This is a genomic window from Pseudescherichia vulneris, assembly GCF_902164725.1.
GTDB classification, from domain to species: Bacteria; Pseudomonadota; Gammaproteobacteria; order Enterobacterales; family Enterobacteriaceae; genus Pseudescherichia; species Pseudescherichia vulneris.
Map to the genome: position 1 here is coordinate 336,264 of NZ_LR607338.1, position 10,922 is coordinate 347,185.

Consider the following 10,922-nt stretch of genomic DNA (forward strand, 5'->3'; position numbering starts at 1 on the left):
CAAAGATGTTTTTTTTGATAAACTGGTGCCGATAATAGGAGTCGAACCTACGACCTTCGCATTACGAATGCGCTGCTCTACCAACTGAGCTATATCGGCTTATCCGGGCGCGTCACGAGCGTGACTACGGTATGCAAGGTTAAGAAAAAGCGTCCGCCTCGTCAACTCCCCTCGCGTTTAGTTGTTGTTTTTTACAGCACAACCTTGCTAATTCAGCACGAAAAGCATGGTCATTGCCTTATTCACTCCCCTTCTGGTTGTGTCTGTCATCACACCAAGCAACATTTTTTTAACATTAGTCCGTCATGTCTTCTTTTTCTTTCAAAATCACCTATCTTGATTGTTACCAGACCGCGATCAAGTTCCGCCACAACAGGCCGATGATCGGATAGACCAGATACCAGATGGGCTGGATAGAGTGGATAAACTAATGCAAAAATTCTCAGTCACCGATGACCTGTCCAGCCCTGACCTGGAGCATAGAAGTACCACAACCTTTATCAAACGCGCTCTGCTGCTGATGGTCTCGCTCCTGACGGCGCTGTTTGTTATCGCCATTGTCGCGTTGCTGATCATCGTGCGGAATATTAATCAGGATGCCGACAGGCAGAGCGCGATGCTGCTAGAGAAGGCGATCCATAATCGGGTAGAGACGCTTACCACTCACACCAAAGACTACGCCTGGTGGGGTGAGGCCTACAGCCATCTGCACCCTAACGTAGATACCGACTGGGCCTATACCCGCCAGAATATGGGCGCGACGCTCTGGCGTGATTTTACCTACGAAGGCGTGTTTGTGCTGGATGGTAGCGGCCAGACCCGATATAGCGTCATCAATGGCCAACTGGTTACCCGTTCGCTCACTGAATGGCTGGGAGAGGACCCAATCCCCAAACTGCTACAGGCGATCAATAAACCGGACGCGATGCCGGTAGCCAATACGGTTGTGATGCAGGCTGGGCATCCGGCGCTGGTGGCGGCCGCACGCATCACCACCGGCGACGACTCACGGATCGTCTCCCTCCCCGGCCCGGCCTCTACCCTGGTGTTTGTCGACGTGCTGGATGACAAAAAGCTGGTCGCGCTAGGTGAAGAGTACGGTATTACGCAGGCTCGCGTGCAGCGAAAGGATGCCCCGAAATTGGCAGGACGCCGCGGGATAGCGACGCTTCCCATTGATGGCCAGCAGATAACCTTCGAGTGGAAAAGTGAAGATCCAGGGCAGGAGCTCATGCGCTACATCCTGCCGCTGCTGATCCTGCTGGCGCTGTCTACAGGTGCTCTCAGCGTGGTTCTGAGTCGCAACGTGCTCAAAAAAGCGCGCATGTATGATGAAAATACCTTCCTGCTGGCCCAGAGTCGCCATGCCCTTACTGCCAGCGAGCGCCGCTTTCGCGACGTGGCTGAAGCAACCACGGACTGGATCTGGGAGACGGATACTGACCTGCATTTTACCTGGCTCTCCGATCGTTTTCCGGGGATTACCGGGCACAGTATCTCGGCCTGGCTGGGACGTCCCGTAACGGCATTTATGGAGGCGGATAACCAGCCGCTGGCGGAGTGGATCACGCTGCCCGGCCAGACAGGCCATCGTCGGCTGCTGCATTGCCGCTACCTTTCTGCTATGGGCCACCAGCGCTACTGCCATATCGCCATTAAACCCGTCGTTACGCCGGAAGGGATCGTTGGCTACCGGGGCACCGCGACGGATGTCACTCTCGAGGTAGAGGCGCAGGCGCGGGTAGAGTATCTCTCCCGGCACGATGAGCTGACCGGGCTGCCAAACCGGGTCCGCATGCGCGAGTTCCTTGAGGGCAAGCTGCGGGCGCTGCCTACGCCGGAGCATCCGCTGGCGATGATGAGCCTCGATCTGGACAAGTTTAAGCCGGTTAATGACCTGTTCGGCCACGGCGCAGGCGATGCCGTTCTGCACGAGGTGTCAACAAGGCTGCGGAGCTGCGTACGTGATTACGATCTGGTAGCGCGCCAGGGTGGGGATGAATTTATCCTCATCATCTCTGATATCCAGGATCGCAGTGATATCGAACTTCTCTGCAATCGAATCATTGGCGAGCTGGCACGTCCCTTTGTGATCGGCGGCAATGAGATATTTATCGGTGCCAGCATCGGTATCGCTATGGCTCCGCAGGATGCGGTAGACGCGGGAGAGCTGCTGCGCTTCTCAGATATCGCGCTCTACAAGGCCAAAAACGCCGGGCGCAACAGATGGATGTTTTACACCCCTGAGATGGCCGAGCAGATGGTCCAGCGGCGCGAAATGGAAAATAGCCTGCGCGACGCCCTGAAAAAGCAGCAGTTCCGCCTGGTTTATCAGCCGCGCTACGGACACAACTCCTCGCGTATTATCGCCGTAGAGGCGCTGATCCGCTGGGATCATCCGGAACTCGGCCTGCTGATGCCGGATCAGTTTATCTCCCTCGCGGAGGAGACCGGTCTGATTATCCCCCTCAGCGACTGGGTACTCAAAACGGCCTGTCACGACGCGCAGCAATCCCTGCACGGCCTCTCCGTCTCGGTGAATATCTCTGCCGTGGAGTTCCAGTCATGGGGTCTGATCGATCGCGTCAGGGATGCGCTCCAGGCATCGCTGCTCGACCCGGCCAGGCTGGAGATCGAAATTACTGAAAACGCCACGCTGTGGAACCCTGAAAATAGCCTTGAACTGATGCTGGCGCTGAAAAAGCTGGGGGTGAAGCTGCTGATGGATGACTTTGGTACGGGCTACTCGTCCCTAAGCTATCTGCGCAACTTCCCCTTTGATGGTATTAAGCTCGATAAATCCTTTATCTCCGATATGCCAGAGAGCGACAGCGCCAATACCATCGTTAAAAATATTATCGGCCTGGGTAAAGCCTTCTCGCTAAGTATTACGGCAGAGGGGGTTGAAACCGAGGGGCAGCTTCAGAAGCTGATGATGATGGAGTGCGATGAAACCCAGGGCTACCTGATCGGCAAGCCGCTCAGCCTGACGGCGCTCCGGGAGCAGATGGCCGCGCTGGACGCGGCTGCGCAGGAGCGAACAGGCCAGCAGAGTCAGGGATAGCGCGGGCGACGGCGTATGTCGCCCGCAGACAATCATGCACGACCATCAGGCACGAATAGTATCGTCGCCGAAGCCAACCCACTTGTAGGTGGTCAGCGCTTCAAGGCCCATCGGGCCGCGAGCGTGCAGTTTTTGCGTACTCACGGCCACTTCTGCGCCCAGTCCAAACTGTCCGCCGTCGGTGAAGCGCGTGGAGGCATTCACGTAGACCGCAGAGGAATCCACCTCGTTCACAAAGCGGTTGGCGTTGCTCAGGGTACGGGTGAGGATCGCATCCGAGTGCTGGGTACCGTGCTCGCGAATGTGCTCGATTGCCTCATCGAGCGAGGCCACCAGCTTAACGTTGAGATCGAGAGATAAAAACTCATCGTCATACTGCTCCGGCTTCACCGCTTCGACGTGCGCCGGACCACCTTGCAGCGTCGTCAGTGCCGCCGCGTCGGCGTGCAGCGTTACGCCGCTCTGCGCCATCTGGGTGCTCAGCGCAGGCAGGAAACGCTCGGCAATCTGCAGGTTCACCAGCAGCGTCTCTACGGTGTTGCAGGTGCTTGGGCGCTGGGTCTTGGCGTTGACGATAATCTTCAGCGCAGGGTCAATCTCGGCGGTGTCATCCACATAGATATGGCATACGCCGATACCGCCAGTGATCACTGGAATGGTCGACTGCTCGCGGCACAGCTTGTGCAGCCCTGCCCCACCGCGTGGGATCAGCATGTCGATGTACTTATCCATGCGCAGCATCTCGTTTACCAGCGTCCGGTCCGGGCTCTCAATCGCCTGGACCGCGCCTGCCGGCAGTCCGCACTCCTCCAGCGCCTGCTGGATCACCTTCACAGTGGCGGCGTTGGTGCGCCAGGTCTCTTTGCCGCCGCGCAGGATCGCCGCGTTGCCGGTCTTCAGGCAGAGGGAAGCCACGTCAACGGTAACGTTAGGTCGCGCCTCGTAGATCACGCCGATTACGCCGAGGGGAACCCGGCGGCGTTCGATACGCAGGCCGCTGTCGAGCAGTCCGCCGTCAATAATCTGGCCGACCGGATCCGCCAGCTTGCAGACCTGGCGTACGTCGTCGGCGATGCTCTTCAGGCGTTGCGGGTTGAGCGCCAGACGGTCAAGCATCGCTTCGCTCAGGCCGTTGCGCCGGGCCTCAAGCACATCCTGATCGTTAGCCTGGATAATGTCATGCGCCTGGGCCTCCAGGTAGTCAGCGATCTTCTCCAGAACGCGGTTTTTTTCTCGGCTGGAGAGCTGCGCCAGCTTATACGAGGCTGCTTTCGCAGCGATGCCCATCTGTTCAAGCATACGTCTGCTCCTTAACGGGTGATCATGTCGTCGCGATGGACGGCAACCGGGCCATACTCGTAGCCGAGAATGGTGTCGATCTGTTGTGAGTGCTGGCCAGCGATGCGTCGCAGCGCGTCGCTGTTGTAGCGGGAGACGCCATGAGCGATGTCCCGCCCTTCCAGATTACGGATACGGATCACTTCACCACGGGAGAAGTTGCCTGTCACGCTTTTGATCCCTTTTGGCAGCAGCGAGCTGCCTTTTTCCAGGATCGCCATCGTTGCCCCTTCGTCCACGGTAAGCTCACCCGCTGGCGGTGCGCCGAATATCCAGCGCTTGCGGCTCTCCAGCGGTGAGGTCTGGGCATGGAAGCGCGTTCCCACCGGCACGCCGTTCAGCACGTCGCTGATCACCCCCGGCCTGCTGCCCGCAGCAATAATCGTCTCGATGCCCGCCCGGCAGGCGACGTCAGCGGCCTGCAGTTTAGTGCCCATACCGCCGGTACCGAGTCCGGAGACGCTGTCTCCCGCGATGGCACGCAGCGCATCGTCAATGCCGTGAACATCGGCGATCAGCTCGGCATCCGGATTATTGCGCGGATCGGCGGTGTAGAGGCCCTGCTGGTCGGTGAGCAGCAGCAGCTTATCCGCCCCACCCAAAATGGCGGCCAGCGCAGAGAGATTGTCGTTATCACCGACTTTGATCTCGGCAGTAGCTACGGCATCGTTCTCGTTGATCACCGGTACAATGCTGTTATCCAGCAGCGCACGCAGAGTATCGCGGGCGTTGAGGAAGCGCTCCCGGTCCTCCATATCGGCACGCGTCAGCAGCATCTGGCCCACGTGGATCCCGTAGATGGAGAAGAGCTGCTCCCAAAGCTGGATCAGGCGGCTCTGCCCGACCGCCGCCAGCAGCTGCTTGGAGGCGATGGTGGCGGGCAACTCTGGGTAGCCCAAATGCTCGCGCCCGGCGGCGATCGCCCCGGATGTGACGATAACAATACGATGCCCTGCGGCATGCAGCTGCGCGCACTGGCGTACCAGCTCTACAATATGGGCGCGGTTCAGGCGGCGCGATCCGCCCGTTAACACGCTGGTGCCGAGTTTTACCACCAGCGTCTGGGTGTCACTCATGATTCTCTGCCGTTTTACGAATAAGGAAATGTGATGTCAGTCTGACGTTGTAACAGGAGTGAGGCCGCTTGCCAATAACCTCGGTCAAAAGGGTGAACAATTGCTGCGTGGATCGGCAAGCCTAGCGGCAGATCCTTACAGTTTTATTGCAGAAATAAATAAACATCGATTTTTAAAATTATTCCTGGATTGTCATAAATCTTTCATTTCCGAACGTTAAAACCCTCTCTGTTTTCAGCAGGTATAAGCCTGGCGAATATTAGAGCGTCTTTTGTTTAAATCGGGAATCAAAATGAAAAAGAGTACTCTGGCATTAGTGGTAATGGGTCTGGCTGCTTCCGCATCTGTACAGTCCGCAGAAGTTTTTAATAAAAATGGCAACAAGCTGGACGTTTACGGCAAAGTAAAAGCCATGCACTACTTCAGCGATGACAACAGCAACGACGGCGATAAAACATACGTTCGTTTCGGCTTTAAAGGCGAAACACAAATTAACGATCAGATTACGGGCTTCGGTCGCTGGGAAGCGGAGTTTGCCGGTAATAACGACGAAAGCACCTCCGGACAGAAAACCCGTCTGGCCTTTGCCGGGGTGAAGATTAAAGATTTTGGCTCACTGGATTACGGCCGTAACCTGGGCGTGCTGTATGACGTGGCCGCCTACACCGATATGTTCCCTGAGTTCGGCGGTGACGGCCTGGCCCGTACCGACAACTTTATGACCAAACGTACCAGCGGCGTGGCGACCTACCGTAATACCGACTTCTTCGGCGTGGTAGACGGTCTGGATCTGACTCTGCAGTATCAGGGTAAAAACGAAAACGGCCGCAGCAGCGTCGTGAAACAGAACGGCGACGGCTTCGGTACTTCTCTGGCCTATGACTTCGGCGGCAGCGACTTCTCTATCGTTGGCGCATACGCTAACTCTGACCGCACCGATGCGCAGAACCGGATGACTCTGGGTCGTGGCGCGAATGCGGAAGCCTGGGCTGCTGGCGCGAAGTATGACGCCAACAACGTCTACGCGGCGGCCTTCTACGGCGTCTCTTACAACATGACCCCGATTTCGTCCTCGGCTGGCTTTGCCAACAAGGCGGATAACTTCGAAGCCGTGCTCCAGTACCAGTTCGATTTCGGTCTGCGTCCGTCCGTGGGCTATGTCCTGACCAAAGGCAAAGATATTGAAGGCTTTGGTGACGAGGATCTGGTCAACTATATTGACGTGGGCGCAACCTACTACTTCAACAAAAACATGTCGGCCTTCGTTGATTATAAAATCAACCAGATTGACGACGATAACCGCCTGGTTACCACCAACGACGATATCGTTGCTCTGGGCGTGACCTACCAGTTCTAATTCTGAATAACAAAAAGGCCCTTCATGTCGGTGAAGGGCCTTTTTTATTTATGGTGTCAGATTAATCAGGCGCTGAGTTTGACCGGCTCATTTTTAAAGTCGTCGGCAGGCTCCAGCTTTAATTCCAGCGAGGCCAGCAGCTCGCGGGCGCGCTCGTGGAAAGTCCGCAGCGTATGCTCAAGACGATCGGTCACTTCCGCATCCTTAATAGCAACCGGCTCCCAGTGGCCCTCTTTATTAAACAGGCCAAACTGGTAGGTATAGGTGAAGCGTTGTTCCTGGGCTTCCATTATCATCCACCAGCCCCAAAATTCACGCTTCTCTGGAGCCGGTTTCACGTTGACGCATACGGCAAGGCAGTCAAAAAAGAAACGGTTCCCTTCGCACTGCTCCTCGCGGATGTAAGGGCCAAGCGCCATAAACTTCTTGATCAGTCTGCTTTTCGGGTGTCCACTCGGTAACGTCATTGCGATCTCCTTTTGTGATGCAACTGTTTTACCAAATCAATGGAATTAAGTAACGCATTAACGCAATCTATGCTTCACCCAAGCAGTAATTTCCTGCAGTGACTTATCAAAATTGCGATAAACCGGCTTAAACGGGATCTCCAGCAGCTTGCCGTCGGCAGAGGAAGAGGCAATAAGCCGGGACTCCTCTTCCGGGCTGAAGGGATCGTTTTTCCAGAAGCCGGAGAGCATTGGCGTAGGACAGCGGCGTCCCAGTAGGCCCTGCGTTTTTAACGAGTAGCGGTTCAGCTCCACGCGCAGCGCCTCGTCTGAGGCATCATGCATCCCGAGACAGCTGGCCAGCACGTCGAGGTACATCTCCGGCACCCCGCTGAGACGCTGGGAGTCGGTGAGCAGCGAGTGCACCACCGGCCCAAGGCAGGCCACTGCTTTCAGGCGCGGGGACTCCAGGTAGGCCAACCGGACGGCAACGTTCGCCCCAAAGCGGAAACCAAAGGCGGCGACGCGGGTGTGATCGACCCACGGAATGTCCGGCAGCGCTTTCAGCACGTGCTGATGCAGAATGCTGGAGTCCTGGGTCAGCTTCCACTTCGAGGAGAAGCCGACCGACGGCATATCGAGCGTCAGCATCGCAATGCCGTTCGGCGCGAAGTAGCGCTCAAACAGGGTGTAGTAGTCGCTCTGAAGGCTATCAAGGCCGCCGCACACCAGCACCGTGGGGAACGGGCCGTCGCCTTTTGGCATATGGAGAAAGCCCACCAGCGGCGAGCCGCCGGGAATGGCAAACTCCAGCTCACGCAGCGTGCCGGGCAGACGACGAGCGGCCTCTTCATAGGCGCGGTTGGCCAGGGCCTGGGCCTGCTCGGCCAGATCGTCACCTTTCAGATGCGGGTAAGCCGCAATGCTGTAGAGATTAGAGGCGTGAAGCCACTGACGACCGCTGAGGGCATCGTCCTCGGTCTGACTGGCCTTCTGCTGCCACTTCATCGCCTGGGTCGCCCACTCGTAGATCCAGTTGCCGCCGCGATAGCCCACCACTGTGTCATACAGATCGCTGTCGGTACGCTCGGCCTGGCTCATGACGATCCGCGCCTGCACATCGAGAATTTCACGCGGATCGACCCCGCGCCAAACCCACAGCAGGCGGTTGATCAGCCGATACCAGTGCGGAACGTTGGTTCCGTCCAGCGCGGAGGCCATAGCAGGAGGGTTGCCCCGCTGAAAACGGCGCACCAGCGTCGAGGTTTCGGGATGTTTGAATCGGGGTTTAAACAGGGTTTCGCTGAGGTTAGCCTGGGACATTGCGCGCAGCCTCCATGATTACGTCACTTCACCTATTGTAACCTGCCGGACGCTAAATAACAGAACGCCCGGCATAACCGGGCGTAAAGTTAAGAAAAAAGCAGCTTAGCGGCCAGAGATAGGCGGTACGAAGACCACGCCCATGTCCCACGGCTGCTCAATCCAGGTATCCTGCGGGATATCGATCACGTAATCATTCACCAGCGGGCGACCGGCCGGCTTGGCGAAAATAGTAACGAAGTGGGCTTTCGGGTACATCTCCCGGATAGCCACGGCGGTACCACCGGTATCCACCAGATCGTCAATCACGATAAAGCCTTCACCGTCGCCTTCAGCACGTTTCAGCACTTTCAGCTCGCGCTGGTTGTCGTGGTCGTAGCTGGAGATGCAAACGGTATCAACATGGCGAATACCCAGCTCACGGGCCAGCAGGGCAGCCGGTACTAAACCACCACGGCTAACGGCAATGATGCCTTTCCACTGTTCTGACGGCATCAGGCGCGCGGCCAGCTTGCGGGCGTGAATTTGCAACATGTCCCAGGTGACGACGTATTTTTCGCTCATGTGAAGTGTCCCAGCCTATTGTAAAACGGCTTAAATGTGTTCAGGGGAAAATGGGTTGCGCGAGATTATAGAGATCTGACGCACTAAAAACCAGTGTTACGCGGCCCGCCCTGCGCTTTTTACACGTGTCACACTCAGACAGGCAATAAAGTGGTATTCTGAATTTCTCTCACCCGCAACGCGCGTGATGCTCTGTAATCACTCATCCTATGCCCTGCCCCTCTGTTTTGCAGGCCATTGACATGGAGAATCATTATGTCTGAACTATCTCAACTATCCCCCCAGCCGCTGTGGGATATTTTTGCCAAGATCTGCTCTATTCCGCATCCCTCTTATCATGAAGAACAGCTTGCTGAACACGTTATGGGCTGGGCGAAAGAGAAAGGCTTTCACGCCGAGCGCGACCAGGTCGGCAACATCCTGATCCGCAAGCCTGCCACCGCTGGCATGGAAAACCGCAAGCCGGTCGTGTTACAGGCGCACCTGGATATGGTGCCGCAGAAAAACCACGACACCGTGCACGACTTCACCGTCGACCCGATTCAGCCTTACGTTGATGGCGAGTGGGTAAAAGCCCGCGGCACGACCCTGGGGGCGGATAACGGTATCGGCATGGCCTCTGCGCTGGCGGTGCTGGCAGACGACGCTGTGGCTCACGGCCCGCTGGAAGTGCTGCTGACCATGACCGAAGAAGCCGGTATGGACGGCGCGTTTGGTCTGCAGGCAGGCTGGTTACAGGCTGATATCCTGATCAACACCGACTCTGAAGAAGAGGGTGAGATCTACATGGGCTGCGCCGGGGGCATCGACTTTATCTCTACCCTCGCCCTCTCCCGCGAAGCGGTTCCGGCTGGCTTTGAGACCTTCCGCCTGACGCTGAAGGGCCTGAAAGGCGGCCACTCCGGCGGCGATATCCACCTCGGCCTTGGCAACGCCAACAAGCTGCTGGCCCGCTTCCTCGCCGGTCACGCTGCCGAGCTGGATCTGCGCCTGCTGGACTTCAACGGCGGCACGCTGCGTAACGCCATTCCGCGCGAAGCTTTCGCCACCGTTGCCATTGCGGCAGATAAAGCTGAACAGCTGAAGACGCTGGCCGAAGCGTACCAGGCTATCCTGACCAACGAGCTGGCGATCAAAGAGAAGAACCTGACCGTGCAGCTGGAGAGCGTGTCCTCTGATAAAGCTGCGCTGACCACCGCTTCCCGCGACGCATTTGTTCAGCTCCTGAACGCCACGCCGAACGGCGTGATCCGTAACTCTGACGTAGCGAAAGGCGTGGTGGAAACCTCTCTGAACGTGGGCGTGGTTACCATGCAGGACGAGAGCGCAGAGATCATCTGCCTGATCCGCTCCCTGATCGACAGCGGTAAAGAGTACGTGGTCAGCATGCTGGAGTCGTTAGGCAAGCTGGCAGGTGCGCAGACCTCGGCGAAAGGCAGCTACCCAGGCTGGCAGCCGGATGCAAAATCGCCGGTGATGCAGCTGGTGCGTGAAACCTATCAGCGCCTGTTCGACAAAACGCCGAACATCCAGGTGATCCACGCCGGTCTTGAGTGCGGCCTGTTCAAAAAGCCGTACCCGGATATGGATATGGTCTCCATCGGGCCAACCATCACTGGTCCGCACTCCCCGGATGAGCAGGTACACATCGAGAGCGTGGGCCAGTACTGGACCCTGCTGACCGAGCTGCTGAAGTCGATCACGGCTAAATAAACAGTAACGCCCGGTGGCGGCTTCGCCTTACCGGGCCTACA

The 10,922-nt window shown here is 57.3% G+C and carries 8 protein-coding genes and 1 tRNA gene; 3 read left to right on the top strand and 6 right to left on the bottom strand.

From position 1 onward, the window contains the following. Positions 1 to 23: 23 nt before the first annotated feature. Positions 24 to 99: transfer RNA gene (locus FN633_RS01235), tRNA-Thr, on the bottom strand. A 331-nt stretch (positions 100 to 430) separates the two neighbouring features. On the opposite strand from FN633_RS01235, the gene FN633_RS01240 reads away from it, so the two are divergent. Next, positions 431 to 3,064, top strand: coding sequence for a bifunctional diguanylate cyclase/phosphodiesterase (locus FN633_RS01240; RefSeq protein WP_279538267.1), 2,634 nt, complete (start codon positions 431 to 433; stop codon positions 3,062 to 3,064). Between the two features lie 45 nt (positions 3,065 to 3,109). Here FN633_RS01240 and proA read toward each other — a convergent pair whose 3' ends face one another. Together proA and proB are read right to left on the bottom strand one after the other, a co-directional pair. Then, positions 3,110 to 4,363, bottom strand: a complete 1,254-nt coding sequence (gene proA, locus FN633_RS01245) for a glutamate-5-semialdehyde dehydrogenase (protein ID WP_154056466.1) — start codon at positions 4,361 to 4,363, stop codon at positions 3,110 to 3,112. Between the two features lie 11 nt (positions 4,364 to 4,374). Beyond that, positions 4,375 to 5,478 (bottom strand): glutamate 5-kinase, encoded by a 1,104-nt coding sequence (proB, locus tag FN633_RS01250; protein WP_154056467.1) that lies wholly within the window; start codon positions 5,476 to 5,478, stop codon positions 4,375 to 4,377. A gap of 292 nt (positions 5,479 to 5,770) precedes the next feature. On the opposite strand from proB, the gene phoE reads away from it, so the two are divergent. Next, positions 5,771 to 6,835 (top strand): phosphoporin PhoE, encoded by a 1,065-nt coding sequence (phoE, locus tag FN633_RS01255; protein ID WP_154056468.1) that lies wholly within the window; start codon positions 5,771 to 5,773, stop codon positions 6,833 to 6,835. A gap of 65 nt (positions 6,836 to 6,900) precedes the next feature. On the opposite strand, the gene crl is transcribed toward phoE, so the two are convergent. The 3 genes from crl to gpt all read right to left on the bottom strand — a co-directional run bounded on the left by crl (position 6,901) and on the right by gpt (position 9,168). Then, positions 6,901 to 7,302: a sigma factor-binding protein Crl gene (crl, locus tag FN633_RS01260; RefSeq protein WP_154056469.1), complete on the bottom strand. Its 402-nt coding sequence runs from the start codon at positions 7,300 to 7,302 to the stop codon at positions 6,901 to 6,903. Positions 7,303 to 7,359: 57 nt separating this feature from the next. Continuing rightward, positions 7,360 to 8,604, bottom strand: a complete 1,245-nt coding sequence (frsA, locus tag FN633_RS01265) for an esterase FrsA (RefSeq protein WP_154056470.1) — start codon at positions 8,602 to 8,604, stop codon at positions 7,360 to 7,362. Between the two features lie 105 nt (positions 8,605 to 8,709). Next, a complete protein-coding gene (gene gpt / locus FN633_RS01270) occupies positions 8,710 to 9,168 on the bottom strand; it encodes a xanthine phosphoribosyltransferase (RefSeq protein WP_042395309.1) in 459 nt (152 codons plus the stop codon). A 255-nt stretch (positions 9,169 to 9,423) separates the two neighbouring features. Between gpt and pepD the strand changes: the two genes are divergently transcribed. Next, positions 9,424 to 10,881: a cytosol nonspecific dipeptidase gene (pepD, locus tag FN633_RS01275; RefSeq protein WP_154056471.1), complete on the top strand. Its 1,458-nt coding sequence runs from the start codon at positions 9,424 to 9,426 to the stop codon at positions 10,879 to 10,881. Positions 10,882 to 10,922: the final 41 nt, after the last annotated feature.

Coding starts and splice junctions, on each gene's coding strand:
- pepD (WP_154056471.1), top strand. CDS start 9,424: ATGTCTGAACTATCTCAACTATCCCCCCAGCCGCTGTGGGATATTTTT.
- frsA (WP_154056470.1), bottom strand. CDS start 8,604: ATGTCCCAGGCTAACCTCAGCGAAACCCTGTTTAAACCCCGATTCAAA.
- proB (WP_154056467.1), bottom strand. CDS start 5,478: ATGAGTGACACCCAGACGCTGGTGGTAAAACTCGGCACCAGCGTGTTA.
- proA (WP_154056466.1), bottom strand. CDS start 4,363: ATGCTTGAACAGATGGGCATCGCTGCGAAAGCAGCCTCGTATAAGCTG.
- phoE (WP_154056468.1), top strand. CDS start 5,771: ATGAAAAAGAGTACTCTGGCATTAGTGGTAATGGGTCTGGCTGCTTCC.
- crl (WP_154056469.1), bottom strand. CDS start 7,302: ATGACGTTACCGAGTGGACACCCGAAAAGCAGACTGATCAAGAAGTTT.
- FN633_RS01240 (WP_279538267.1), top strand. CDS start 431: ATGCAAAAATTCTCAGTCACCGATGACCTGTCCAGCCCTGACCTGGAG.
- gpt (WP_042395309.1), bottom strand. CDS start 9,168: ATGAGCGAAAAATACGTCGTCACCTGGGACATGTTGCAAATTCACGCC.